The sequence below is a fragment of the Marinobacter sediminum genome, assembly GCF_023657445.1.
Taxonomy (GTDB): domain Bacteria; phylum Pseudomonadota; class Gammaproteobacteria; order Pseudomonadales; family Oleiphilaceae; genus Marinobacter; species Marinobacter sediminum_A.
Map to the genome: position 1 here is coordinate 218,412 of NZ_JAGTWY010000001.1, position 25,929 is coordinate 244,340.

General features: G+C 56.8%; 27 protein-coding genes. 18 read left to right on the top strand and 9 right to left on the bottom strand.

Annotated features, from left to right (window positions below; translation table 11 throughout):
• The first annotated feature begins 4 nt into the window (after window positions 1-4).
• Window positions 5-514, top strand: a complete 510-nt coding sequence (locus KFJ24_RS01050; RefSeq protein ID WP_250829227.1) for a dihydrofolate reductase — start codon at window positions 5-7, stop codon at window positions 512-514.
• Here the strand turns inward: KFJ24_RS01050 and KFJ24_RS01055 are convergent.
• A complete protein-coding gene (locus KFJ24_RS01055; protein ID WP_250829228.1) occupies window positions 511-2,037 on the bottom strand; it encodes a DEAD/DEAH box helicase in 1,527 nt (508 codons plus the stop codon). The genes KFJ24_RS01050 and KFJ24_RS01055 overlap by 4 nt on opposite strands.
• Before the next feature lie 197 nt (window positions 2,038-2,234).
• Here KFJ24_RS01055 and KFJ24_RS01060 point away from each other — a divergent pair, with 197 nt between their 5' ends.
• Entirely contained in the window at window positions 2,235-3,023 is a 789-nt protein-coding gene (locus tag KFJ24_RS01060) for an acyl-CoA thioesterase (protein WP_250829229.1), read from the top strand.
• A gap of 33 nt (window positions 3,024-3,056) precedes the next feature.
• On the opposite strand, the gene KFJ24_RS01065 is transcribed toward KFJ24_RS01060, so the two are convergent.
• From KFJ24_RS01065 to KFJ24_RS01075, 3 genes are all read right to left on the bottom strand, one after another.
• A complete protein-coding gene (locus KFJ24_RS01065; protein WP_250829230.1) occupies window positions 3,057-3,956 on the bottom strand; it encodes a haloalkane dehalogenase in 900 nt (299 codons plus the stop codon).
• A 146-nt stretch (window positions 3,957-4,102) separates the two neighbouring features.
• Entirely contained in the window at window positions 4,103-4,357 is a 255-nt protein-coding gene (locus KFJ24_RS01070) for a hypothetical protein (protein ID WP_250829231.1), read from the bottom strand.
• 74 nt (window positions 4,358-4,431) lie between these two features.
• Window positions 4,432-4,782, bottom strand: coding sequence for a hypothetical protein (locus tag KFJ24_RS01075; protein ID WP_250829232.1), 351 nt, complete (start codon window positions 4,780-4,782; stop codon window positions 4,432-4,434).
• Window positions 4,783-4,925: 143 nt separating this feature from the next.
• Between KFJ24_RS01075 and KFJ24_RS01080 the strand changes: the two genes are divergently transcribed.
• On the top strand, window positions 4,926-6,026 hold the full coding sequence (locus KFJ24_RS01080; RefSeq protein ID WP_250829233.1) for an AI-2E family transporter: 1,101 nt from the start codon (window positions 4,926-4,928) through the stop codon (window positions 6,024-6,026).
• A gap of 123 nt (window positions 6,027-6,149) precedes the next feature.
• Window positions 6,150-6,569 (top strand): peptidoglycan-binding domain-containing protein, encoded by a 420-nt coding sequence (locus KFJ24_RS01085; RefSeq protein ID WP_250829234.1) that lies wholly within the window; start codon window positions 6,150-6,152, stop codon window positions 6,567-6,569.
• A gap of 66 nt (window positions 6,570-6,635) precedes the next feature.
• Here KFJ24_RS01085 and ilvD read toward each other — a convergent pair whose 3' ends face one another.
• On the bottom strand, window positions 6,636-8,471 hold the full coding sequence (gene ilvD / locus KFJ24_RS01090; RefSeq protein ID WP_250829235.1) for a dihydroxy-acid dehydratase: 1,836 nt from the start codon (window positions 8,469-8,471) through the stop codon (window positions 6,636-6,638).
• A 172-nt stretch (window positions 8,472-8,643) separates the two neighbouring features.
• Here ilvD and KFJ24_RS01095 point away from each other — a divergent pair, with 172 nt between their 5' ends.
• Window positions 8,644-9,900: an HDOD domain-containing protein gene (locus tag KFJ24_RS01095; protein WP_250829236.1), complete on the top strand. Its 1,257-nt coding sequence runs from the start codon at window positions 8,644-8,646 to the stop codon at window positions 9,898-9,900.
• 52 nt (window positions 9,901-9,952) lie between these two features.
• Complete coding sequence (locus tag KFJ24_RS01100) at window positions 9,953-10,531, top strand: LON peptidase substrate-binding domain-containing protein (RefSeq protein ID WP_250829237.1); 579 nt, start codon at window positions 9,953-9,955, stop codon at window positions 10,529-10,531.
• Here the strand turns inward: KFJ24_RS01100 and KFJ24_RS01105 are convergent.
• Genes KFJ24_RS01105 through KFJ24_RS01115 form a run of 3 tightly spaced genes read right to left on the bottom strand, consistent with a single transcriptional unit; the run spans window position 10,528 to window position 13,984 of the window.
• Entirely contained in the window at window positions 10,528-11,976 is a 1,449-nt protein-coding gene (locus tag KFJ24_RS01105) for a bifunctional DedA family/phosphatase PAP2 family protein (protein WP_250829238.1), read from the bottom strand. The genes KFJ24_RS01100 and KFJ24_RS01105 overlap by 4 nt on opposite strands.
• The gene (locus tag KFJ24_RS01110) at window positions 11,973-12,971 is read right to left on the bottom strand and encodes a GGDEF domain-containing protein (RefSeq protein ID WP_250829239.1); all 999 of its coding nucleotides are present in this window, start codon (window positions 12,969-12,971) and stop codon (window positions 11,973-11,975) included. The genes KFJ24_RS01105 and KFJ24_RS01110 overlap by 4 nt, the downstream gene beginning before the upstream one ends.
• Window positions 12,968-13,984 (bottom strand): GGDEF domain-containing protein, encoded by a 1,017-nt coding sequence (locus KFJ24_RS01115; protein WP_250829240.1) that lies wholly within the window; start codon window positions 13,982-13,984, stop codon window positions 12,968-12,970. The genes KFJ24_RS01110 and KFJ24_RS01115 overlap by 4 nt, the downstream gene beginning before the upstream one ends.
• A gap of 139 nt (window positions 13,985-14,123) precedes the next feature.
• Between KFJ24_RS01115 and KFJ24_RS01120 the strand changes: the two genes are divergently transcribed.
• The 11 genes from KFJ24_RS01120 (at window position 14,124) to KFJ24_RS01170 (ending at window position 24,969) form a co-directional block, all read left to right on the top strand.
• Complete coding sequence (locus tag KFJ24_RS01120; RefSeq protein ID WP_250829241.1) at window positions 14,124-15,377, top strand: glutamate-5-semialdehyde dehydrogenase; 1,254 nt, start codon at window positions 14,124-14,126, stop codon at window positions 15,375-15,377.
• 5 nt (window positions 15,378-15,382) lie between these two features.
• Window positions 15,383-16,033 carry a nicotinate-nucleotide adenylyltransferase gene (gene nadD / locus KFJ24_RS01125; protein ID WP_250829242.1) on the top strand — a complete coding sequence of 217 codons (651 nt, stop codon included), beginning with the start codon at window positions 15,383-15,385 and terminating at the stop codon, window positions 16,031-16,033.
• Window positions 16,034-16,103: 70 nt separating this feature from the next.
• A complete protein-coding gene (gene rsfS, locus KFJ24_RS01130; RefSeq protein WP_250829243.1) occupies window positions 16,104-16,454 on the top strand; it encodes a ribosome silencing factor in 351 nt (116 codons plus the stop codon).
• Between the two features lie 2 nt (window positions 16,455-16,456).
• On the top strand, window positions 16,457-16,927 hold the full coding sequence (rlmH, locus tag KFJ24_RS01135; RefSeq protein ID WP_250829244.1) for a 23S rRNA (pseudouridine(1915)-N(3))-methyltransferase RlmH: 471 nt from the start codon (window positions 16,457-16,459) through the stop codon (window positions 16,925-16,927).
• An 8-nt stretch (window positions 16,928-16,935) separates the two neighbouring features.
• Window positions 16,936-18,831 (top strand): penicillin-binding protein 2, encoded by a 1,896-nt coding sequence (mrdA, locus tag KFJ24_RS01140; RefSeq protein ID WP_250829245.1) that lies wholly within the window; start codon window positions 16,936-16,938, stop codon window positions 18,829-18,831.
• Complete coding sequence (gene rodA, locus KFJ24_RS01145) at window positions 18,831-19,973, top strand: rod shape-determining protein RodA (protein ID WP_250829246.1); 1,143 nt, start codon at window positions 18,831-18,833, stop codon at window positions 19,971-19,973. Before mrdA ends, rodA begins: the two co-directional genes overlap by 1 nt.
• Window positions 19,974-20,092: 119 nt before the next feature.
• Window positions 20,093-20,986 carry a septal ring lytic transglycosylase RlpA family protein gene (locus tag KFJ24_RS01150; RefSeq protein WP_250829247.1) on the top strand — a complete coding sequence of 298 codons (894 nt, stop codon included), beginning with the start codon at window positions 20,093-20,095 and terminating at the stop codon, window positions 20,984-20,986.
• A 46-nt stretch (window positions 20,987-21,032) separates the two neighbouring features.
• A complete protein-coding gene (locus KFJ24_RS01155) occupies window positions 21,033-22,199 on the top strand; it encodes a D-alanyl-D-alanine carboxypeptidase family protein (RefSeq protein WP_250829248.1) in 1,167 nt (388 codons plus the stop codon).
• Between the two features lie 30 nt (window positions 22,200-22,229).
• The gene (locus tag KFJ24_RS01160; protein ID WP_250829249.1) at window positions 22,230-22,499 is read left to right on the top strand and encodes an HP0495 family protein; all 270 of its coding nucleotides are present in this window, start codon (window positions 22,230-22,232) and stop codon (window positions 22,497-22,499) included.
• Window positions 22,500-22,504: 5 nt separating this feature from the next.
• On the top strand, window positions 22,505-23,143 hold the full coding sequence (gene lipB, locus KFJ24_RS01165; protein ID WP_250829250.1) for a lipoyl(octanoyl) transferase LipB: 639 nt from the start codon (window positions 22,505-22,507) through the stop codon (window positions 23,141-23,143).
• Window positions 23,144-23,529: 386 nt separating this feature from the next.
• Window positions 23,530-24,969 (top strand): ABC1 kinase family protein, encoded by a 1,440-nt coding sequence (locus tag KFJ24_RS01170; protein WP_250829251.1) that lies wholly within the window; start codon window positions 23,530-23,532, stop codon window positions 24,967-24,969.
• On the opposite strand, the gene KFJ24_RS01175 is transcribed toward KFJ24_RS01170, so the two are convergent.
• Window positions 24,915-25,352: a YqaA family protein gene (locus KFJ24_RS01175; protein ID WP_250829252.1), complete on the bottom strand. Its 438-nt coding sequence runs from the start codon at window positions 25,350-25,352 to the stop codon at window positions 24,915-24,917. The two genes, KFJ24_RS01170 and KFJ24_RS01175, sit on opposite strands and share 55 nt — an antisense overlap.
• A gap of 248 nt (window positions 25,353-25,600) precedes the next feature.
• Between KFJ24_RS01175 and KFJ24_RS01180 the strand changes: the two genes are divergently transcribed.
• On the top strand, window positions 25,601-25,855 hold the full coding sequence (locus tag KFJ24_RS01180; protein WP_250829253.1) for a GrxA family glutaredoxin: 255 nt from the start codon (window positions 25,601-25,603) through the stop codon (window positions 25,853-25,855).
• Window positions 25,856-25,929 lie beyond the last annotated feature (74 nt).

Sequence of the window (25,929 nt, forward strand, 5' to 3'; positions counted from 1 at the left end):
CCAAATGAGGAAAGCCCTCATAGTCGCCATGTCCCGCAACCGGGTCATCGGTCGCAACAACAACCTCCCCTGGTACCTGCCGGGCGACCTGCGTTACTTCAAGCAGGCCACCATGGGCAAACCCATCATAATGGGGCGCAAGACCTGGGATTCCATTGGCCGGCCATTGCCTGGACGGATGAACGTTGTGATTTCGCGGAACCCGGACTGGGCAGCGCCCGCCGGAACAGTGGCAGCAATGTCGTTGCAGGAAGCGTTGGTGAAGGCCGAGGCCCAGGCGGAACTGGAAGGTGGTGAGGAAGTGATGATTATCGGTGGCGGCCAGATCTATACCGAGGCCTTACCGATGGTGGATCGAATGTACGTTACCCAGGTGCACGCAGAGGTGGACGGGGATGCCTTCTTTCCGGAAGTGAACTGGGATCAGTGGGAAGAAATCGGACGGGAGGATTTCTCCGCGTCCGATAACAATCCTTACGACTACAGCTTCGTCGTCTATCAGCGCCAGGCTTAAGCCTGGCGAGGTGGGCGTTTGCCAGCGGGCTTTCCGCCCTTGCCGGGGGGCTTGCCACGGCCGCCGGGGCCACCAGGGCCGCCACGGCCTTTCGGACCACCTTTCTTGAAGCCACCTTTCGGGCCCTTGCGATTCTCGCCCGGACGGCCGCCGCCTTTGCGATCACGGCGTGGCGGTGTGGTCGACATAGTGGGCAAAGCTTCCGGCTGTTCCAGGGGCAGGGAACCTGGCTGGGCAGCTTCCATCCAGCAAGCGAGGGCGCCAGCTACCATGGCCATATCCATGTCATTGCGCTCGGCAATTTCGTCCAGAAGCGACATCGCCTTGGCCAGTTTCTTGTCTTCCGCAAAGCCCAGCAGTTGGGATTCGAACTGCTGCTCCCGCATTTTCTTGAGCTCGACGGGAGACGGCAACTCGTAGGCTTCCATCGGCGAGTTCGTTGCGCGTTCAAGCGTTCGCAGCCAACTGCGCTCACGGGGTGTGACCAGCAGGATCGCCTTGCCTTCGCGACCGGCGCGACCGGTACGGCCAACCCGGTGGATGTAAGCTTCAGTGTCGTAGGGGACGTCGTAGTTGATGACGTGCGTGATACGGGACACATCCAGACCGCGCGCAGCCACATCGGTGGCAACAATAATGTCTTTCTTGCCGCGCTTCAGGTCTTCAACAGTCTGTTCCCGCTGGCGTTGGTTCAGATCTCCGCTCAGGGGCGCGACCGCATGGCCACGAGCCGAAAGCTTCTCGGCCAGCATGGTGGTTTCCGCTTTGGTGCGCACAAAAATAATGGCGGCATCGATCGGCTCAACTTCCAGAATGCGGGTCAGGGCATCCAGCTTGCGCTCGGCGTAGACGGGCAATACGAACTGTGAAATTCGTTCAACGGTGCGGGTCTCGCTCTCAATCCTCACTTCTGTTGCGTTGCGAAGATAGGTTTGGGCGACCTTCTTGATCTGCGGCGGCATGGTGGCGGAGAACAGGGCGCGCTGACAGTTGTCCGGCGTCTTGGCCAGAATGGCTTCAACATCGTCAATGAAGCCCATGCGGAGCATTTCGTCCGCTTCATCCAGCACCAGTGCCTTCAGGCTGTCGAGTTTCAGTGTGCCTTTGCGCAGGTGGTCGAGCATGCGACCAGGCGTGCCAACGATAACCTGGGCACCGCGCCTCAGGCCCTTGATCTGCGGATAGAAATCCTGGCCACCGTAAATCGGCAGCACATGGAAATGACGGAACTTGCTGGCATAGGTGGTAAAGGCTTCAGCCACCTGAATGGCCAGCTCACGCGTGGGTGCCAGCACCAGAATCTGGGGTTCGCTGACAGAGGCGTCAATCCGGCTCAGTAAAGGCAGCGCAAAGGCGGCGGTTTTGCCGGTGCCGGTCTGGGCAACGCCCAGAAGATGGTTGCCGGCCAGCAGTGCGGGGATGGCCTGAGCCTGGATGGGAGATGGTTTTTCATAGCCAACAGCGGTCACGGCTTCAAGTACGGCCGGGTCCAGACCAAGTTCGGCAAAGGACAATTCAGACATTTATTTACTCGGAATTCGGGAGGTAAAGCATTGCCAGGCAATGCATGATGTGCCGACATTATAGCCACTTTAGCGCTATTTTAATACGCAAATTCCGGAGGGCTCGGTAGGTAGTTGCCGGTGCGCCATTATTGCTTTGCTAACGTATCTGCGGCAGTCTTCTTTTTTCCCGATAGGTTGCTAACAGGAATGCACGAATGACCTTTGATCAGTTGTTGTCGGCCGGCCGTGCCGGCGAAGAGCTTGTCATGCCCCCAAGCTGGGCGCAGGGACGAGCCACCTTTGGTGGCCTGGTGACTGCGCTCATATTCGATCGGATGCAGAATCTGGTGGCTCCTGGCCGTGCCATGCGGTCCATGCAGGTGTCTTTTGTGGCGCCAGTAGAGCCCGGGGTGCCGGTGACGTTCCATGCCGACCTGCTTCGGGAAGGTCGGGCTGTCAGCCAGGTAGAGGGCCGAATTGTCCAGAAGGGAGAACCGCGGCTGGTTTGTATGGCCAGTTTTGGTGGTGATCGGGAGTCGGCGGTACGAGTTGAGGGTCTGCCTGCACCGGAAGCGGCGCCCGTGGACCATTGCCAGGGCTTGCCCTATATCGAAGGCGTCACCCCGGAATTTACCCGGCATATCGAAATGCGATGGGTATTCGGAAACATGCCGTTCACCGGTAAGGGTGGCCGCGAAATGGGCGGCTGGATGCGTTTCAGGGAAACGCCGGAGGCCATTTCTGACGCCCACCTTGTGGCTTTGATCGACGCCTGGCCGGCCCCGGTTCTCCCCCACCTCAAATCAAGGGTGCCGGCAAGTTCACTATCCTGGGCCCTGGATATTCTTCACCCAAGACCAGCAGTTGAGCCTGGCGACTGGCTGCTTTACAAAGCGAGTATTGATCAGGCCGGTGATGGCTACTGTCACTTTCAGGCAAGTATCTGGACACCGAGAGGCGAGTTGCTGGCGCTTAGCCGGCAGACAGTCACCGTATTTGGTTAAACGACCTGTTTAAACCCGCACAGAAGTGGCAGCTCAGGCTGCCATTTCTGCTTTCAGGGCGTCGTTGATAATGCGGGCGAAGTCTTCCGGAGAATCTTCCTGCAAAAAATGGCCGCCGCGGAGCGTTATGTGCGGCTGGCCGTGGGCACCCGGGATTCGGCGTTGCATATAGCGATCGCCGCCGCGGGTAATGGGGTCTCCGTTACTGAAACAGGTTATGAACGGCTTCTTCCACTTTTCCAGTACTCGCCATGCCGCTTTGTTGGCTCCGCTGGATGGATCCGCTCCAGAGACCGGAACCAGCTTCGGAAACGCCCGGGCCCCGGCCTTGTAGTCAGGCGCCGGAAACGGTGCTTCGTAAGCGGCCAGTTCACCCTTTGAAAGTGTGCGTTCGGTTCCCAGTTGGACGATGCGACCTACGGGGAACCAGGGGCTGTGCGTGGCAAAAGCTTTCCAGAGGGAAAAGACAGTCGGAATCCGGTTTTCGCCGGTCGGAAGCATGCCGTTACCGACAATGATGCGACTAAAGCGCTGAGGGTTTGCCGCAGCCAGTCTTAACCCAAGCAGCGACCCCCAATTCTGGCACACCAGTGTGATGTTTTTGAGGTTCAGAGTTTCCAGCCAACTGGTCAGCCACGCCATGTGTCGATCATAGCTGTAATCCGCCACTGAGGCTGGTTTGTCCGACTTCCCGAAACCGATGAGATCCGGTGCCAGTACCCGGTGCCCTGCATTCGCTACCAGCGGAATCATATGCCGGTAAAGATAAGACCACGAGGGCTCGCCGTGCAGCATCAGCACTGGTGAGGCACACTCAGGGCCTTCATCGACGTAGTGCATCCTCAGGTTGGGATCCACGTCCAGATAGTGGGGGGCAAAAGGGTAATCCGGAAGTCCTGCGAAGCGGGCTTCATCGGTTCTCAGAATACGCATGCCATCGACTGTCCTGACTGATTGGTTGCGTGATTGTCGGAACCTGCCGTTTCCGGGTATTCCCTAAGACAATCGTCAAAGATCAGGATAAATCAGATGGAAATTTTGTGTGTTTGAGTTGCGTAACAGAGCGTTGCCGCTTTGAATCAGGAGGCGAGTCCGAATAGTTTTTCCGGGTTGTCAATTCGGGCCATGGCCTCGTCACAGCAGTTTACGGCACCGCAATCATCGGCGGAGCAAAGACCAATGGTTTTGCACCCGGTCGCCTGCTGGTTATCGCTCCCGTTCTGAAATATCCGGGCACGGGAAAGAATGGAGCGGCAGTGGCCACAGAGCAGGGTAGGTACTGCACTGTTTTCGACTAAAACAGCGGTGTAATGTTGTGGTTCGGTCATACTCATTAAAATCCTCCTGATAACTCCCAGCATAGGGACAGAGTGTGACAAGTCTAAGTCTGTCCCGCTGTGTATACGGATCAGTTGTCCGGATCGACCAGCGGGCGGCGGTTGGAGCGCTTATCTTCCCAATCAAGCTCTTTTGGATCGTACCAGCCAATGCCGTCGAGTACTTTCTCACGGGTCGTCGGGGAGAGGGTTGGCCACAGCTCCTGAAAATCTTCCAGCCCCTTTTCTCTCTGCCTTTGCTGTTTGCTCTGGAGCCGGTTGATCGTGCGCGGCAGATGGAGGGCTTCACCAAGCTGACCGGGTACCAGAACCTCCTGCCCCATGACCTTGCGGCGATGGGTGCGGGCTGCCAGTACCCTGCGTAGCTCAACAGCGGCCTCAACAGCGGTTTCTGTGGTAAAGGTTTCCAGTTCCAACAACATGACCTGTTTAATGGCTGATCAGTAACCGTTCACTATAACCTGAAGCGGACTACAGTGGCCATGCCACCGTGATACGCTAGTGCCCAGAGGGTATGGCGGCCCCCTAATCAACCGCTTCAACTTGCTCGGGGAAAACAAGGATTATGTACGCAAAACTCGAAACACGGACTTTTCTGGCGATGCTGGTGGGGGTTTCCCTGGCTTTCGTGTTTCTTATGAAGCCTTTCTTCGGCCCGATCTTCTGGGCTGTGGCCATTGCGCTTATTTTTCATCCGGTCCAGCAGTTGCTGGTTCGAAAGCTGGGGGATCGGCCGAATCTTAACGCGCTGATCACGCTTGCGATCTGCATGGTCATTGTGGTGATCCCGGTGCTTGTCCTGGTGACGTCGCTTATTGCAGAGGGAGTGGCTCTGTATCAGCAGATCCAGAGCGGAGAAATCCGCCCCGGAGAATACATAGATCAGGTGAACCAGTCGTTCCCGGCGATACAGCATTTTCTGGCTCAGTTTGACGTCAGTTTTGCGGAACTGAGGGATCGTACCGTCAGCGCCTTTGTTGGCGGTAGTCAGTTCCTGGCAAAGCAGGCGCTTGGCTTTGGCCAGAATACGTTTCAGTTTTTCCTTGGGCTTGCGCTGATGGTCTACCTTGCCTTTTTCCTTTTGCGGGACGGCAGCAAGCTGGTGGAGCTTATTATTCATGCCTTGCCGCTAGGCGATGAACGGGAGCGCCTGTTGTTCGCGAAGTTCGCCGAAGTGACTCGCGCAACCGTAAAGGGCAATCTGTTGATTGCGATTATTCAGGGCGCGTTGGGGGGCATTATTTTCTGGATTCTTGGAATCGAGGGAGCCCTGCTTTGGGGTGTGGTGATGTCGATCTTCTCCCTGTTACCTGCGGTGGGCGCCGCGTTGGTGTGGGTGCCCGCAGCGATTTATCTGGCGGCTGTCGGAGATGTGATTGAAGCCGTGGTACTGACGACTTTCGGGGTCGTGGTCATTGGTCTCGCGGACAATTTGCTGCGCCCTCTGCTGGTTGGCAGGGATACCAAGCTGCCTGACTATATTGTGCTGCTGTCGACACTGGGTGGCATTGTTATGTTCGGTGTGAATGGTTTTGTTATGGGCCCTCTTGTGGCGGCTCTCTTCATGGCGTTCTGGGGTATATTCATTCGTGAGTTCGGACATGAAGCTCAGTCAGGGAAGCGTGTCACAAAAGGCTCGGAGAGTGCGGACCCCGACGCCGGTTAAAGTGACTTGTCACTAAAGTGTGATACGATTTTCATTGTTTGCCCCAGCTTGTGGAGATAGGCACCACATAACAAAAAAGAAACAGGTATCGGTGAGATATCAGGAGTAATGCAGGTGAGTACCATGAGAAAAGCGACCAACCCTCTGAGCCGTCTCGCAATTGCAGCCGGCGCCGCTTTTATGCTGGGGCTTGCGCCCGCAGCCTATGCAGATGAAACCGTTGCTCTCAAGAATGCGCTTTATGGAGCGGGGTACAGCATCACGAATGTCAGTCCCGAGATGGACGATGCGACCCGCTCGGCTCTGACGAAGTTTCAGAACGATAACGGCCTGCAGGCAACCGGGATTCTCAATGACGAAACCAAAGAAGCCCTGGGGATGATTTCGGTTCAGGTCGCTGCAGCATCCTCTGCATCGGCTGGGGCCAATACGGACTCAAGCACCTCCGTGGAAGCTCAGTCCGCAGCTCCCGCAGAGCCGGAAGCTGACGCCGAGGAAGAGGCTATTGAAGAAGATGATGACGGTGGCTGGTCACTTTGGTAAGCCGTGCTGGAAGCAAAAAAGCCCGCCAGGATACCTGAGCGGGCTTTTTTATCGGTCCGACGATGCTCAGTCGAGCTTGCTCAGATCCCGGACGGCGCCTTTGTCTGCACTGGTGGCAAGCAGTGCGTAGGCTTTGAGTGCTGTAGAGACCTTCCTGTCCCGGGCCAGCTCGGGCTTCCATCCCCGGGCGTCACGGGCCTCCCGGCGACGATCCAGCTCGTATTGATCCAGCTCCACATTGATGCTCCGATTGGGAATGTCGATACGGATCAAATCGCCGTTCTCGAGCAGGCCAATGGCGCCCCCCGCTGCGGCTTCGGGCGAGGCGTGGCCGATAGAGAGCCCGGAGGTGCCACCCGAGAAGCGCCCATCGGTCAGCAGGGCACAGTCCTTACCGAGACCTTTTGATTTAAGGTAGCTGGTCGGGTAAAGCATTTCCTGCATGCCGGGGCCGCCGCGAGGGCCTTCGTACCGGATAATAACCACCTCTCCGGGTTTGACTTCGTCACTCAGAATGCCGGCTACAGCGGAATCCTGGCTCTCGAAGACCCGCGCCTTGCCCTCAAAAACATAGATGCTTTCGTCCACGCCGGCGGTCTTCACCACGCAGCCATCCAGTGCAATGTTGCCGTAAAGAACAGCAAGGCCACCTTCGGCGGAGTAGGCGTTCTCGACTGAACGGATGCAGCCGGTCTCACGATCTCCATCCAGCGTTGGCCAGCGCGTGCTCTGGCTGAAGGCGGTCTGTGTCGGAATGCCTGCTGGCCCCGCCTTGTAGAATTCCACAACGTCTGAAGTCGGGGAGCGCATGATGTCCCAGGTTTCCAGCGCCTCTTTCATGGTTTTGCTGTGCACCGTTGGCAGGTCAGTGTTGATCAGGTTGCCGCGTTCCAGCTCACCGAGAATGCCCATTATGCCGCCGGCGCGGTGTACATCTTCCATGTGATATTTCGGCGAGTTTGGCGCGACCTTGCATAGTTGGGGTACCGTGCGGGACAACTGGTCGATCTCGTTCAGCGTAAACGGCACCCCACCTTCCTGCGCGGCGGCCAGAAGGTGCAGAATGGTGTTGGTAGAGCCGCCCATGGCAATGTCCATCACCATGGCGTTTTCAAATGCCGCCATTGAAGCAATGCTCAGGGGCAGGACGCTGGCATCGTCTTCCTCGTAATAGCGGCGTGCGTTCTCCACAATCTGACGACCGGCTTTCAGGAACAGTTGCTCGCGATCGGAGTGGGTAGCCAGCATTGACCCGTTGCCTGGCAGCGCCAGGCCAATGGCCTCGGTCAGGCAGTTCATGGAGTTGGCGGTGAACATGCCAGAGCAGGAGCCGCAGGTCGGACAGGCGCTGCGCTCATATTCTGCGACTGTCTCATCATCGGCATTGGGATCAGCCGCGATGACCATGGCGTCTACCAGGTCGAGTTTGTGCTCTGACAGCTTGGTTTTGCCCGCTTCCATTGGGCCACCGGAGACAAAGATGGTCGGAATGTTCAGGCGCATGGCGGCCATGAGCATGCCCGGGGTTATTTTGTCGCAGTTGGATATGCAGACCAGGGCGTCCGCACAGTGCGCGTTGACCATGTATTCCACTGAATCAGCGATGATTTCGCGGGACGGGAGAGAGTACAGCATGCCGTCGTGGCCCATGGCGATGCCGTCGTCGACGGCGATCGTGTTGAATTCCTTGGCCACACCGCCGGCAGCTTCGATTTCGCGACAGACCAGCTGGCCCAGATCTTTCAGGTGAACGTGGCCGGGGACAAACTGGGTGAAGGAGTTGGCAACCGCAATGATGGGTTTGCCGAAATCTTCATTTTTCATACCGGTGGCGCGCCAGAGGGCGCGGGCGCCGGCCATGTTGCGGCCTGCCGTGGATGTCCGCGAGCGATACTGAGGCATGTGTTCTGTTCTCTCTGTAGTTACCTGATAGGTGATACCTGATGGCATAGGGCAAAATCAGAGGATACCAGATTAGACTCCTATCGCATGGTTGTTTTGCCAGTCGGTCGTTACAATGTTTAACAGAAGCGAAAGATTACCCTATCGTTTGAACCAGACAAGGAGCTTGCCTATGGCCGGCCAGGACAGCCTGCCTCTTCGTCGTCTTAAAGTGTTTCAGCCGCTAAATCGACTCACTGATGATCAGTTGGTCCTTCTTGCCAGTCGCGCTGAACGACGTTCTCTCGGTCCCGGCCAACGGGTTGTTGAACGTGGTGTTCGCGACGGGCTGGAATTTTTTCTGGTCAGCGGTCAGGTTGAGCTCGAAGCCGTTGATGGGCGTAAATCCGTGATTGATGCGGAGAGTGACAAGGCGCTTCATCCGATTGCGCGACTTCAGCCTCGAATGTACGACGTGACAGCCGTTAAACCTTGCGAGTTTCTCGTGGTAGAACAGGACATTCTCAACCAGATGCTGCGTTCGGCTCCGGTTGCCCAGGTCGAGATGGATTCCGGTGAAGGCACGGGTGGAGAGGAGAGTGAAGAGCATCACTTGTTGATGGAATTCTACTCTGAGCTCCGTTCCAATCAGCTCAAACTGCCCAGTGTTCCGGACGTGGCCTGGAAAGTCCGGCGTTTGGTGGATCGTGAAGAGTCAACCGCAGAACAGGTTGCAAACGCCGTATCCGCCGACCCGGCCATCGCCGCCAAATTGGTGCGGGCATGTAACAGTCCACTCTATCGCGGTTTCAGTGATGTTCGTAATGTCCGTGAAGCGGTGGTTCGACTGGGGATGAGAACAACCCGGCAGCTGGTGACCGTGTTTTCCATGAGGGAGGTGTTCAAAACCCGGCAGGCACCCCTGCAGAGAGAAATGGAGAAGCTCTGGCGCCATTCGCGGGAAGTGGCAGCTCTGTGCTGGGTGCTGGCGGATCATGCCACACGTCTCAACCCTGAAGAAGCACTCCTGGCCGGCTTGCTGCACGATATCGGGGTTGTCCCCGTTCTGGTTCAGGCCGAGCACCATTCGAATCTGTTTGCCAACGAGGCCAACCTCCAGCATGCGATTGGGGAGCTCCGCGCCGATGTTGGGACTGCCGTTCTGGAAAGCTGGTCTTTCCCGCCAACCTTTATCAATGCGGTACGCTTTGCCGAAGAATGGCAGCACGAATGTCCCGAGTCGGAACCTCAGCTGACAGATGTGGTGATCGTGGCACAATTGCACGCCATGATCGGTTCCAGCCAGAATGCCGATCTGCCATCCTTTGATCAGGTGCCTGCGTATCGCCGGTTGGGTGAAATGGAACTGAACGCATCCCGAAGCCTGCAGCTTCTGACGGAAGCCCGCGCGCGCGTTGAGGAAGTTCAGCAACTGTTGTCGATTCGATAATCGTCTGGGCTGTATAACTTTTGGAGTCTGATTTCCGGTGACCGGTCCTGATATGAATGTACCTCTCTTTCCCCTGAATTCGATAGTCCTGCCCAGGGGAAGGATACCCTTGCAGCTGTTCGAGCCGCGATACATTGACATGCTTACACGCTGCCTCAAGGAGGATCGTGGTTTTGTCGTGGTCCTGTTACGGGATGGCAACGAGACAGCTTCTACCGCTGCCTTCTACGACATCGGTACCTATGTACGCATTACTGATTTTCAGCAGCTTGAAAATGGCCTGTTGGGGATAACTGTGGAGGGGGTTGCCAAGGTTTCCGTGGTTCGTAGCTGGCAACAGGAAGACGGCCTGAATATCGGCGACGTGGAAGTTCTGCTGGATGAGGCGGATAGCAAAGTCCCGGGGCGTTTCAGTGAATTGCCTTCGGTTCTGCGGGCGCTCTCCCAACATCCTGTTATCCGTGATCTCGAGATGGAGGTGGATTACGAGGATGCGCGCCATGTCGGCTGGCGTCTTACAGAACTGTTGCCCCTGGACAAACAGGAAAAACAGAGACTTGTTGAGTTGCAGGACCCTCTGGAGCGGTTGAGTCGTTTGCAGGAATTGCTGGAAGCGCTGGAGGAAGGCTAGACCGGCCGATAGGCGATAAGCGCATTTGGCCAGGCAAGTACCAGATAGCCGATTGTGAAGGCAAACCACAACATCCCCGCGAGGACCAGGGTCAGGTCTGCACTGAGGTGAATCCGGTCAAAACGACTGTAGCTGGCCCGGACACCAGATGTAATAGCCAGTCCCAAAAGTATCCCCCCGATAATGTCCGTGAACCAATGCACCCCCAGGTACAGCCGGCTGATAGCGACGGGCAGTAAAGGTAGTGAGAACAGGACATAGGTCTGCCAGCGTTTTCGATTACGCGTCTCGCCCGCCACGAAACTGGCGAGCAGGGTTACAAACACGGTAATGCCGGCGCTATGCCCGCTTGGAAACGAACCGGAAGTGGGAGGGCTCAATACTTCATCAGGACGGGGGATGCTCAAGGTGAATTTCAGTAGCCAGACCAGAACAATAGTCAGTAATGTGGCGGCGACTATGTGAGCGGCAGCTGCATAATAGCCCCTGAACATGAGGGCCAGACAACCCAGTATGGCGGCTGCAACAAGCACCGGGGGATCACCCAGCAGTGTGGCGACAATCGCGGGGCCATCCAGTAACGGTTGTCTCAACTGCTCGAACCATTCCAGTGCCAAATGGTTGAACGGTGTCAACACCTGCGTGTGGGTCGCCAGCTGACCCCATAAGAGCAGTAGGCCGGATGCTCCCGCTGCAAGCATGAAGGACGCCAGAGGAAACTCCCCCTCTTGCGCCGGGCGGGTATTCGTATAGAGGCGCCAGAAGCGGTGGGTGGCATCATAGTGTGCCATTGCGCGTTCCAGCCATGAATAAAAACGGCTGCCTTCACCGAGACCAAGTTGGAATCGAAACAGCACCAGATAAACCATCAGAAGCGTGGCGAGGCTAATTCCAATGACCGCGTAAAAGTGCGCTGGCGGTTGTATTTCACTGGCCAGTGCATTGCCCACCAGAAACCCTGGTAAAATATAGACTGGTGCCCAGCCCACGGCTGAAGCGACATTGAACGCAATAAACCGTTGCCAGGGCATGAGCAGGGCACCCGCTATCATCGGAATGACCGGGCGAACAGGGCCCACAAAGCGACCAATAACAACGCTTTTGCCACCGTGTTGACGGAAGAAGTATTCTCCCTTGGCAATCAGTGCCGGAAAGCGACTCAGGGGCCACACGGAGTCCAGTCTGCCCTGAAGCATTCGTCCGAGCGCAAAGCTGATGGTATCCCCGGCGATGGCGCCAAGCCCGGCCCAGATCAGTGCTGCTATCAGTGGCATGCCGGTCTGGCCCGCAAGGGCAGCAACTGCAAACAGGATGGCGACCCCGGGCACGATAATGCCGGCGATGGCCAGTGATTCGACGAAAGCTGTGCTGAAAAGTGCGGCGGCCAGCCAGCCCGGATGGATGCTCAGCCAGGCTGAAAGGTCACCAAGCCAGCTGGTGCTCATGTCGTAATGGTCTCTCCCGGGCTGAACCAGATAGAGTCCGCACCGCGTCTGTGGGCTTCCTCCATTGCCTGGTGGGCCCGTTTCCGAAGCCCGTCAGTGCGGGTGTCCCCGTTTTCACGGGTTGTGCAACCAAGACTGACGGTGGCTTTGCCGACAACTGGCCACTCGCGTTCTGCAATCGTCCGGCGAATACGCTCGGCAATCACCCTCACACCCTCTTCGGGTGTAAACGGAAGAATGAGAAAGAATTCGGAATTGTTGAGGGTATACAGGGTGTCACCCGCACGTATCACGCCGAAAAGATGCTCTGTCATGTGTCGGAACAGCTTGTGAATGCCCTCCTTGCCATGCAGGTCTTCCACTTCGGAGGCATAGTCAATGCTCAGATTAATCACTGAAAGCATATGGCCGGTGGCAATGGCCCTGCTGATTTCCTTCTGCAGGGTTTCATCCAGAAACCGAGCATTGTGCGCGCCGGTGACCGGATCGGTGATTGCCAGGTCCTCGGCTGACTGGGCCATGTGGTCGTAATGCCAGATGTAAAGTGAAGCCGCAGTCAACAAAATAAACAAGCCGGCAATGATAGTCAGGGCATCGGCACTCGGCTCGCGGATAAGCAACAAAATCGATGCGGGAACCAGCAGTAACAGGGAAAGCGTGACGCCTTGCCTGAGAGGCAGGATCAGCAGGTTGAGAACCAGCAAAGGCATGGCCCAGTGATTGATACCGGGGCTATCGAGAGTGGCCATGGCCGCGAGCAACCCACTGTTCAGGCCGGTCAGAATGACCAGGTGCCCCGGTGCCGATAATTGGTGTCGCCGGCAAATAAAGGTATAGGCGGTTCCTGCCAGCGTCAGCGCGGCCATGCCGGCGGCGAGATAAAACAACTCGTAAAAGCCATAGCGCAGATTCTGCATTGCGAGGATGAAGATAAACAGCGTGGCGAGGGCGTAGCCTATACTGTGGGTCCAGGTTCTCAGCCGTGTCTCGGTCATGATGCGGGTCCCTCGGCAGGAGCTTGGCCATGAGATGATGCCTGTCCCCATGCACTGTATGCCTGGGTACGGTTGCCACCCTGCTGCTGAGCCCGTCGCAGCGCGTTGGCAGCGCTTTGCTGCAGGCTGTCCGCATTGTCACCGATATTCAGGCCGGCAATACCGGTACTCAGGGTCAGTTTCATTCCATGGGATTCCAACAGTGTGCACAGGCCCTTACGGATAACTTCTGCGCGTGCAATGGCGTCGCTCGTGGCAATGCCTGGCAGGATGACCAGAAACTGGAGATCTGCAACCCGATAATACGTATCAAAATCCCGGATCTGCGAGTGAAGGTAGCGGCCAATGCGCGGCAGGATTGAGCGGATATCTTCGTCCGGGTCATTGTCACTCAGGTGCGTGTCCAGTCCGATCATAATGATGGACATGTCCGTACCTTCCCGTTCGCTCCGCTGAATCTCCTTGTGCAGATCAGCCGACAGATACTCGCGGCTTGCAGCCTGGGTCAGCTCATCGGTGCGCCTGAGGGGCGCGAGCTGGCGGGTCTTGTACTCTCGAAGGAAGATCAGAATGCCGGAGAGCAGGACAGTCAGCAAAAACGCACTGATCATCTGGTGGCGATCTGCAAGGCCGGTGGCCCATTGCGTCGCCACGACCGACAGGACGATGATCACGATCGTGGCAAGGGCCGCGATACTCCCCGGGACAAGTGCAAATGCCACAAGCGGGACCGCGTAAAGCCAGTGGCTCAGCGTCCAGGGGCCAGTCCAGAAGCTGGTCAGCAGAAGCAGCAGGAGTGCGACAAAAAACAGTTGCTGGATTCGGGGCCAGGGATTTTTCTCGCGACTGGAGTGAAAGCTTCGCCCACAGATAACGATGCCGGCAGCAGCGGCAGCTGTGGCAGAAGTCAGCGGCTCGCCCAGCACAGCACAGGCCGCGGCTATGGCAATCAGGGCCACGAATCCGGCCCGCGACAATCGGCTTAACAGGAATTTTTCGGCCAGCTGGGCCATGTTGTCCTTCCTTTTCTGATACTCCCTAAATTGGCAGCTCGCAGCGGTATAATATCTGTTTGGGGTGCGTACTTGAAACGGGAAAGGTAAAGTTAGGCCCTTATTCCTGAATTCTGCTTGTAAATATGAAGGTAAACAGATGGATATTGCAGCTTACATGACCGAGGTCGGGCAGCAGGCGCGTGCAGCCGCAACGCTGGTTGCGCGCTCAACCACGGCTGTGCGCAATCAGGCGCTGCTTGCTACTGCGGATGCGCTTGATTCGGCCCGAAGCGAACTCTCCATGGCGAATAGCAAGGATCTTGAAAAAGGTCGCGAAAACGGCCTCGACGCGGCAATGCTTGACCGTCTGGAACTAACGCCTCAGCGCATCGATACCATGATCGAGGGGTTGCGGCAGGTGGCCTCCTTGCCCGATCCGATTGGCGAGATCACCGGCATGACTTATCGTCCGTCCGGCATTCAGGTGGGAAAAATGCGGGTGCCGCTCGGCGTGATCGGTATCATCTATGAATCCCGTCCCAATGTGACCGTGGAAGCGGCCAGTCTGTGCCTTAAATCGGGCAATGCCACCATTCTGCGAGGGGGTTCCGAGTCTATACACTCCAACCAGGCCATTGCCCTCTGTCTGGCCCGGGGTCTGGCGGAAGCAGGCTTGCCGGAGACTGCGGTTCAGGTGGTCAAGACGACGGATCGGGCTGCTGTGGGTGAGTTGATTACCATGCCCGAATTTGTGGATGTGATCGTGCCCCGGGGTGGCAAAGGGCTTATTGAGCGAATCAGCCGGGATGCCCGGGTGCCGGTTATCAAGCATCTGGACGGTGTATGCCACGTCTACATCGACAGTCACGCCGATCCGGAGAAGGCACTTAAAGTGGCAGTAAACGCCAAAACCCAGCGTTACGGCACCTGTAACACGATGGAAACCCTGCTGGTGGATCGCGAAATTGCCGAGGATATTCTGCCGTTGCTGGCGTCCTCATTCGTGGAGCAAGGTGTGGAACTGCGCGGCTGTGAAGAAACCCGCGCCATCATTGAAGCCGTTGATGCAACCGAGGACGACTGGGAAGCTGAGTATCTGGCGCCGGTATTGGCGGTGCGTGTCGTGGATGGCCTGGACGGCGCCATTGAGCATATTAATCGATACAGCTCACAGCACACCGACAGCATTGTTACTGAAAACTACACTCGCGCCCGTCGGTTTATCACCGAGGTGGATTCCAGTTCGGTCATGGTGAATGCGTCCACACGCTTTGCTGATGGCTTCGAGTATGGTCTGGGGGCTGAGATCGGTATCTCGACCGACAAGATCCACGCCCGCGGTCCGGTGGGGCTGGAAGGGCTGACGTCGCAGAAGTATGTGGTGTTCGGTGACGGTCATATCCGGACCTGATGCCCATGCATGTGATCTATGGAGGCACATTTGATCCGGTGCATCATGGGCACCTGCGACTGGCACTGGAGATCAGTGACCGTCTCGGTGTTGGTCAGGTGAGCCTGGTGCCCTGTCATATTCCGCCTCATCGCGGCGATACGGGGGCTTCTTCTGAGCAACGCCTGCACCTGCTGACGCTCGCCGTCGCCGATGAGCCACAGCTCCGGGTGGATGAGCGGGAGCTGAAAAGGTCTGGCGCCTCCTATACGGCCGACACGCTTCGCCAGTTGCGTAATGAGCTCGGGCCTGATGCGCCACTGGTGATGGTGGTGGGGACCGATGCCTTTGGCGGTTTCGACCGCTGGCGAGAATGGCAACAGATTCCGGAACTCGCCCATATCGTTGTTGTCCGTCGTCCGGGGTCTGAACTGGAGCCCTCGGGAGTGCCGGCACGTTTGCTGGCGGAACGCGAAGCGTGCGATCCCGAAGCCCTTTCCAGCCAGCCTTGCGGGTTGATTCTCGAGCTGAATCCGCCCTTGCTGGATATCTCCGCCACCGGCATTCGCGAGCGCATTGCAGACGGCCGTTCTGCCCGCTACCTTATGCCGGACTCGGTGTGGTTCGAGATTCGTCGCCAAGGACTATACGGAGCCTGCACCGCGGGGAACTTTTAGTGCTACAATCGCGTCTGAATATGACTTTTCGGGCGGCCATTCTGGCCGACGCCCGGGCAACAGGGTGATTATGCAGGCAGAACAACTGAAAGATCTGGTAGTTAACGCGCTTGAAGATGTGAAAGCACAGGACGTCAGTATCATTGATGTCCGTGACCGCACCAGTGTCACCGACTTCATGGTTCTGGCATCCGGAACGTCCAATCGTCACGTGAAATCCCTCGCCGACTCCGTAGTTTCCGATGCAAAGGAACAAGGCGTGCGGGCAAGCAATGTTGAGGGTCTAACGGCCAGCGACTGGATACTGGTGGATCTTGGTGATGTGGTGGTCCACGTCATGATGCCCGCCACCCGGGAATTTTATGATCTGGAGCGCTTCTGGCGCGATGCACCGGATCTTGGTGTTGCAGGCAGAGAGTAATCATGCGCTTACGTCTGATCTGCGTGGGGCAGAAAATGCCCGACTGGGTCAGTGCAGGGTATAACGATTACGCACGCCGGATGCCATCGGAATTGTCCCTGGAACTGGTCGAAATCCCCATGGCACACCGGGGCAAAAACCCGGATATCCCCAGACTGATGCAACGCGAAAGTGATGCCATCCTGGCAGCTGCTGGCTCAAAAGACCGGGTGGTTGCGCTGGAAGTGGGCGGACGCCCGTGGTCGACAGAAAAGTTGGCGAGTCAGCTTGAAAACTGGCAGCAGGATGGCCGAGACGTGAGCTTTCTTGTTGGTGGTCCGGACGGATTGGCAGACGCCTGCCGGCTGCGTGCCGACCAACAGTGGTCATTGTCACCTCTCACACTGCCGCATCCGCTGGTGCGGATTGTTTTGGCTGAGCAGCTGTACCGGGCCTGGTCGATTACCCGCAATCACCCGTACCACCGGGCTTAGGGGGCGTCATGCCGTGGGGTGAGTTCAAGGATACTGCTGCCGAGCGTCGCCTGTTCCAGCGACGCACCATCGTGGTCATGACATTCGTCGTGCTGATGATCGGTGGCTTGATTGCCCGGATGTACCAGCTCCAGGTTGTCGAACACGAGGTTTTCACCACGCTTTCTGACAAGAATCGTGTGCAAGTCCAGTCTGTGCCCCCGCCCCGGGGGCTTATTTACGATCGCAATCATGTCCTGCTGGCGGAGAATCGACCGGTTTTCAGTGTAACCCTGGTTCCCGAGCGTGTAGATGGCATGGACCAGACCCTGTCTCAGCTTGGCGGAATTCTGGATGTCTCGGGTGAGGACCTCGAGCGTTTCCATCGCCGGTTGCAGGAGCCCAGGCGCCCGTTTCAGGAGATCCCTCTCCGGTATGACCTGAATGAGCAGGAAATGGCCCGCCTCGCGGTGCATCGCCATGAGCTCCCGGGCGTGGAGGTAAAGGCAGAGCTGGTTCGTTATTATCCCCACAGTACGCTGACGTCTCATTCGCTCGGATTTGTAGGGCGGATTAACCGTGATGAACTGCAGCGCATTGATCCAGTGAATTACGCGGGTACCAACTACATCGGCAAATCCGGTATTGAGCGTTTTTACGAAGAGCTCCTCCACGGAACAGTGGGTTACCAGCATGTTGAAACCAATGCCCGTGGCCGGACCTTACGGGTTCTGGAACGTGAGAATCCGGTTCCGGGTGAAGACCTCCAGCTGCAGCTGGACCTGAGGCTGCAGGAACGCGCCTACGACCTTCTGGACGACCGGCGAGGTGCAATTGTGGCCATTGAACCCGCCACCGGAGGGATCCTGGCGCTGGCGAGTGTGCCTGGTTTCGATACCAACAAATTTGTCACGGGCATTAGCGTCAAAGACTATCGCGAGCTGAGCGAAAGTCGGGATAAGCCGCTGTTCAACCGGGCCCTCAGGGGGCAGTATCCGCCGGGCTCGACTCTCAAACCGATGCTGGCGATTGCCGCCCTTGATAGCGGTGCAACGGACCGGGATTACACGATCTGGGATCCGGGGTACTTTCAGCTTAACAATTCTGGTCGGCGTTATCGGGACTGGAAGCGGACTGGTCACGGCTGGGTAGACCTGATGGATGCCATGGCGGAATCCTGCGACGTCTACTTCTACGAGATCGCCGTGAAAATGGGGGTGGATACCATGTACAGCTACCTTTCCCGATTTGGCTTCGGGGAAGATGCGTCACTTGATGTATCCGGCGCCCTGAGCGGTTTGCTGCCATCCAAAGAGTGGAAGCGTGCCATGCGGAGCGAGCCCTGGTATCCCGGAGATTCGGTGAACCTGGGGATCGGTCAGGGATTCATGCTGGCGACGCCACTTCAGCTGGCAACGGCGACCTCTCTGATTGCCAACCGTGGCACCTGGGTCGAGCCTCGCTTGCTGAGGGAAATTGATGGGGACACGCCCGTAGAGCAGTATCTTCCGGACGGAAATCATGAGCCGCTGAAGCTCAAGAATCCGGCCGATTGGGAGTTTGTCGTCGACACCATGGCGGAAGTCATGCATGGCCGGCACGGCACAGCCCGTGGTTCAGGTAGAAACGCGCCTTTCCGGATGGCGGGTAAAACAGGAACGGCGCAAGTGTTCAGCCTTGCGGAAGACGAAGAGTATGACGCTGAAGAAATTCGCGAGCGATTGCGGGATCATGCGCTGTTCGTGGGTTTTGCGCCGGTAGACAATCCAAAGATTGCGGTTGCTGTGATTGTTGAAAACGGTGGGGGTGGCAGCAGTACCGCTGCACCAGTCGCCCGTGAGTTGTTTGATGCCTGGCTGGTGGAGTTTCCCGCCGGGGATCAAGAGGCCGTCGTTGGCAATGTCGAAAACAAGGGGCTGGATTGATGGCGCTGAATGAGTTTATTGCTTCATCTGCTGCCAACCCGCTGGGACGTCCCCGGGGAATCTGGTCGACTCTGCACCTGGACCCCATCCTGTTATTTTTGCTGCTGGCCCTGGTATCCGGCGGTCTTTTCGTTCTCTACAGCGGGGCAGATCGCAACGTCGAGGTGGTCAAGGCTCAGGGTATCCGGCTCGGTGTCGCGTTTGTGGTTATGCTGGTTTTCGCTCAGCTTGATCCTTCGGTTTTCCGGCGCTGGGCGCCCTGGCTTTACGGAGCAGGTATTATTGCCCTGCTGGCCGTGCTTGTGGTCGGAGTGGGTGCCAAGGGCGCCCAGCGCTGGCTCGCGCTACCGGGATTGCCGCGTTTCCAGCCCTCTGAGCTCATGAAACTGGTCGTGCCGATGATGGCAGCCTGGTACCTGTCCCGTCACTACCTGCCACCGCGACTCCGACACGTTGCAGTGGGGCTTGCCATTGTGCTGGTGCCGATGATGATGATTATCAAACAGCCTGATCTGGGGACGTCGCTCCTTGTCGGTATGGCCGGGCTTTTCGTGGTCTTCTTCGCGGGGATAAGCTGGAAGCTGATCACTGCGTTTATAGCTTTGGTCTCCGTCTCGGCGCCCATGATGTGGTTTTTCGTCATGCGTGACTACCAGAAACAGAGAGTGCTGACGCTGCTTGACCCCCAGAGTGATCCGCTCGGGGCTGGCTGGAACATTATCCAGTCCAAGACCGCTATTGGTTCCGGGGGCTTTGATGGTAAAGGGTGGTTGCAGGGAACCCAGTCCCACCTGGAGTTTCTGCCCGAGAGTCACACGGACTTCATTGTTGCGGTCCTGGCCGAGGAGTTCGGCTTTATCGGCATGCTTGTCCTGATGACTGTGTATTTCCTCATCATTCTCAGGTGCCTGTACATTGCCGTGACGGCTCAGGATTCTTTCAGCCGCTTGCTGGCCGGAGCACTGACCATGACATTTTTCATCTATATTTTTGTGAACGTCGGCATGGTCAGTGGTTTGCTTCCGGTCGTTGGTGTGCCATTGCCCCTGATCAGCTATGGCGGAACCTCAAGCGTGACACTGATGGCCGCATTCGGGGTGTTGATGTCGATTCATACCCATCGTCGAATGATCGGCGCTTAGGGAACCGAAACCGAACGTGGCGAGCGGGTAATGGTGATTCACGGCTATAACCCGCTACAATGGAGACTGGCCGTGAAAAAGAGATCCCGGCGATATATGATCAAGAGGAATTCCGGACTGTGAACTTCAATCCCTCGCTTTCATGGATACTGGTCGTGACCACGGCTTTGGTGCTGGGCGGTTGCGCATCATCTCCGGAGACGGATCATTCATCCCGGTACACCATTAGTCAGGATCGTGCTCCGGCGGGTCAGTTTGATGCGTCGGGCCTGTCGGATGCCAAGCCGATTTACGAGGCGCCCCGGCGGGCGGGGAACAAGTCGCCCTACACTGTTTGGGGCAAACAGTATCAAGTGATCCCAAGCAACGAAGGATATGTGGCCCGGGGCACGGCAAGCTGGTACGGCGAGAAGTTCCATGGCCATAAGACCTCAAACGGCGAAACCTTCAATATGTATGAGATGTCGGCCGCCCATAAATCCCTGAGGATTCCAGGCTATGCCCGGGTAACGAATCTTGATAATGGTCGCTCAGTGGTTGTTCGCGTCAATGACCGCGGACCGTTCCACGGCGATCGGCTGATTGACCTTTCCTACGCAGCTGCTAAAAAGCTCGGTTATCAGTCCCGGGGCACTGCCAGAGTTGAAGTGGCAGCAATCACCGTACGGGCGGATGGTTCCATGTTTCTGGCCGGCCAGCCGTTCGCGCCTGGAGCTTCGGTGAGCCGCCCCGAGAGCAGTGTTGCGGCCACTGGTCAGATGGCCGGTGACAACCGTGCGCTCTATGTCCAGCTTGGTTCTTTCAGTAGCCGGGATCCGGCGGACAAGCTGCTCAACAGGCTGAGTGCGGTAATGGAAAATCCTGTGCGCGTGCGCGCCATTGATACGGCGGCGGGTCGGTTCCATCGGGTTCAGGTTGGCCCGTTTGTTAATGAAGATAGCGCCAGGCGCACTCAGAACCTTCTGGAAGCCCGGGGCTTTTCCCAGTCGATACTGCTGACAGATTCAAACTGAACACCCCATAAGAAAGAAACACACCTAACGACGAATGAATGGACCCATGGCCTTAAAATCAGTAATACGCTCCGTTTCGGTAATTCTTGTCCTGGCCTCAATGCTGGCAGGAAAAGCGATGGCACAGTCCGTCTTGATTCCTTCTCCGCCGCAGATTGCGGGGAGCTCCTACGTGTTGATGGATCCGAAGAGTGGACGAATCATCATGGAAGAGAATAGTAACGAGCGCTTGCCGCCGGCCAGTCTGACCAAGATGATGACCGCCTACATCGTCGAGCGTGAGCTGGATGAGGGGCGCATCTCCATGACGGATATGGTCCCCATCAGTGTCCGCGCCTGGAAGACAGAAGGCTCACGTACCTTTATCCGGGAGGGAACCAGCGTTTCGGTCGAAACCCTTATCAAGGGCGTAATTATTCAGTCAGGCAACGATGCCTCGGTGGCCTTGGCGGAATTTGTGGCCGGCAGTGAAGACGCATTCGTGGACATTATGAACCAGCAGGCGCAACTGCTGGGCATGAAAGATACCAACTTCGAGAATGCCACCGGCTTGCCATCAAACGAGCATTTCTCCACTGCCTACGATCTGGCGGTGCTGGCCCGGGCTATTATCAATGACTACCCCGAGAATTATCCGATCTACGCGGAGAAACACTTCACCTACAACAATATCCGCCAACCCAACCGCAACAGCCTGTTGTGGCGCGATGACAGCGTGGATGGGCTGAAAACAGGTCACACCGAAGAAGCGGGATATTGTCTGGTTGCGTCCGCAAAACGCAATGACTCTCGCTTTATCGCCGTGGTCATGGGCACGAGCAGTTCTCAGTCGCGTTCCCAGGAAGTCCAGAAAATGCTGAATTACGGCTTCCGTTATTACGAAAGCGAGCATCTGTTCCGTACCGGTCAGGAGCTCATTCAGGCGCGAGTCTGGAGTGGTCAGTCTGACCAGGTTTCGGTTGGCATGACCAAAGACGTCTACGTCACTATTCCGAGAGGTTCCCGAAACGATCTCGAGTCCAGCGTAGACCTTGATTCCGTGATCAAAGCACCCATTAATGTGGGAGACGAGCTGGGTCGTGTGAAGGTTTCACTCAACGGCGAGGTACTGGTTGATCAGCCGGTACTGGCACTGAATGAAGTGCCTGAGGGTGGGTTCTTCAAGCGCATCTGGGACGCTATCAAGCTCTTTTTCTTTCAGTTGTTTCAGTAGGGGTGGCTGAGACCCCGGGAGTAACGCGGCATGAGTGAGCCGAAAGCACCAAAAATCGAGTTCCCCTGTGACTATGTCATCAAGGTCATCGGCAATGCCGCGCCAGACTTCACCGAGTTTGTCGTGGAAGTCGTGGAGCAGCATGCTCCCGGGATCTGCGAAGACGATATTTCCGTGAACGACAGTCGCAAGGGACGGTACTCTTCCGTGCAGCTAAAGATCGTCGCCACGGGTGAGGCACAGCTGAAGGCGCTGTTTGAGGATCTCAAAGCCAGTGGTCGTGTACACATGGTGCTGTAATCAATATGCCTGACCTGATTGTTCGCTCGCTGGGGCAGCAGCCTTACCTGGAAACCTGGGAGGCGATGAAAAACTTCACCGCTGAGCGAGATGGCAGTGTCACGGATGAGCTCTGGTGCCTGGAGCATCCAAGGGTTTACACACAGGGTCAGGCTGGCAAGGCTGAGCACATACTCGCACCTGGGGATATTCCTGTTATCCAGGTGGATCGTGGCGGGCAGGTGACCTATCACGGTCCGGGTCAGCTGGTCGTTTATCTGCTGGTCGATCTCGCTCGCGGGAAGCTTGGTGTCCGTGCGCTGGTAAATGAGATCGAAAAGGCTATTGTCCGAACTCTGGCCGAGCTGGACATTGAGTCGTCCCCCCGACCGGATGCCCCCGGGGTCTATGTCGATGAATCCAAGATAGCCTCCCTCGGCTTGAGAGTCAGGCGCGGCTGTTCTTTCCATGGTCTCGCACTGAACGTTGCCATGGACATGGAACCCTTTCGCCGGATCAACCCGTGCGGCTATGCCGGTCTAAACATGTGTCAGGTTCGTGACTTTGTCGGGGACGCGACAGTGAGGGATATCGAACAACGACTCACGGCCCAGCTGGTTGCGGGTCTGGGCTCCTGCGACGTGGACTACCGTCAGGGCTGGTAGGGCTCAGGCTGCGTTTACCTCTATGTCATCAACACTCCGGTTCCTGCCCAGAGCTTTTGCACGATAAAGGGCTCCGCCCTTGTCGCTGAAGGACCTTGCTCCCTGTTATCCAGAATAGAGCCGTATTTATGTCGAGTTAAACTGCGATGGTAATCAGCAGGGGCGATGTAAACGGATCGTCCCGCATGCCAGACCGGTTCGTGGTCCAAGACTGTGTAAAAACGTAAACACATAGGACAGACACGTTTAAACCTTACTGGGCGCCGGTGCATTGGCCCTGACGCCGTAAAATTCGGGTCGAATCGGTGAGGTTAGGTCGTTACAGTATCCGTATAATGAGAAAGTCGCCAAATGCGGTTAAATTCTCTGATCCCGACAGGTCATCCATGTCATCCAGACGTTCAGGAAATTCGGTTTCTCGCATCAAAACCGGCAGCTTCGAGCGCCGGTTGAGCCTGACTCGCGCCGGGCTTTACGCCGGTACTCGCATGGCCTCGCACATGGCTACAAACTGGCTCAGCAGCAAGGACAAGCGGGACCAGAAACATCGTGCAATGTTGTCGAAACAGGCGCGCTTTCTGGTTGATGAGCTGGGGCAGCTGAAAGGCAGTGTGGTCAAGATCGGTCAGGTTATGGCGCTGTACGGGGAGCATTTCCTGCCGGATGAGGTAACCGAGGCATTACATACCCTTGAAGACCAGACAACGTCGCTTGAGTGGTCTGCCATCGAGCGTGTACTCAAGGAGGACCTGGGCAGCGAACGCCTGGCGGAACTGCAGGTCGATCCGGAACCGATTGGCGCCGCCTCGCTCGGACAGGTGCACCGGGCTGTGCGTCGTAGTGATGGTTTGGAACTGGTGCTGAAAGTACAGTACCCGGGTGTGGCAGATGCCGTTGACAGCGATCTGAATGCCGTTGCTCATCTTCTCAAGATTGCGCGGCTGGTCAGCTTTGGCCCGGAATTTAATGATTGGCTGGAAGAAGTCCGGGAAATGATGCACCGGGAGGTGGATTATCGGCTGGAAGCACGTACCACCGAAAAGTTCCGGGATATGCTTGCCTCGGATCCACGGTTCATCGTGCCGCGAGTCCTGCAGGAGTACTCGACGCCCCACGTGATTGCCTCAACTTATGAGCATGGTCACTCCGTCAGTTCACAGGCGGTAAAGGATCTGCCCATACACCGCCGCACTGCCCTGGGAGAGGCCGCGCTGGAACTATTCTTCCGGGAGCTCTTTGTCTGGGGAGAAATACAGACGGACCCGAATTTCGGCAATTATCGCATTCGTATAGCGGGTGAAGAGGGCGAAGATCCGGGTTATGACCGCATCGTGCTGCTGGATTTTGGTGCCGTGCAGGCGTATTCCGACGAGTTTCTGGCGCCGGTCAAACAGATGATTCGAGCTTCGTACGAGAACGATCTGCAGGCGGTGATCGATGGTGGGGTCGAGCTTAACTTCATGAGCCTGAGCTGGCCGAGGGAAGTGCTGGAAAAGTTTGGCTCCGTTTGTATGTCGGTTCTGGAACCGCTGGCAAAAGACCGGAGTAACTGGCCGGATTATGCGGTAAACAGTCGCGGCCAGTACCGGTGGAAGCAGAGCGACTTGCCCTCCAGGGTGGCCCGGCAGGCTGCCCGGTCGGCAATCAACCGGTATTTCCGGGTACCTCCGAAGGAATTCGTATTCCTGAACCGAAAGCTGATCGGTGTTTATACGTTTATTGCCGTTCTGCACTCCGAGTTCAACGGTGAGCCGCTGCTGCGAAAATACCTTTATGGTGATGATGCGCCGGATGCTTCTGCCACCAGCCAGAGAACGAAGGCGTAGCGCAGACCCTTGCCAATGCCGACCAGAATGACAAAATTAAGCCACGGGACCCGCATGATCCCGCCCACGAGGGTAAGGGCATCTCCACCCAGTGGCAGCCATCCCAGTAGCAGTGACCACTGTCCATAACGATTAAAACGATTCCGGGCCCGGTGCAATTGTCGTTCGCTGACGGGAAACCACCGTTTATGCTTGAAGCGATCGACCTGCCGGCCGATAACGCCATTAACAACGGAGCCGAGCGTATTGCCCAGAGTGGCCCAGAACCACAGCCACCAATAGGACAATCCCTGGGTTACGAGTGTGCCCAGCAAAATTTCCGAGTACGCGGGTAGCAGCGTTGCGGCTGCAAAAGCCGTCAGGAACAGCGTCAGGTACGCCAACTGTATCTCCTCGAATCAAGACTCCACATGTTGCCTTCCCGTAAACAGGCGGCCCTAGGATGAAACAGCTTTCTCTCCCGTTCAAACGTTGCAGATCATTTCCGTGCAATCGGGTCAGGATGGCCGGGCATCGTCTTGTGCTATGACCGTGATTCAAAGCATCAATTTTCATTTCCTGGCCGCCATGCGATCATGGCGTGAAAATTTTCAAGGTAATTAGAAATAACGTTGGCACTCAGGAGGTCATCATGGATCAGGTTACTATTTATGGTCGCACGAGTTGCGGATTTTGTGTTCGTGCCAAAAGCCTCTGCGAAGCCAAAGGGTTACCGTATAACTGGGTGGATATGATGGCAGAGGGGCTGAGCAAGGGAGATGTTGCCGAGAAAGTCGGCCGGCCTGTGCACACCGTGCCACAGATTATGGTGGGTGATAAATACATCGGTGGTTGCGACGAGTTTTTTGCGTTCGTTCGAGATCAGGAAACCGAAACTGCACGTTGATCCGCAGCTTGGCGAGATGCAAAAAAAAGCGCCCGCAGGTGAAAGCCTGGGGCGCTTTTTACCATCTGCTCGGG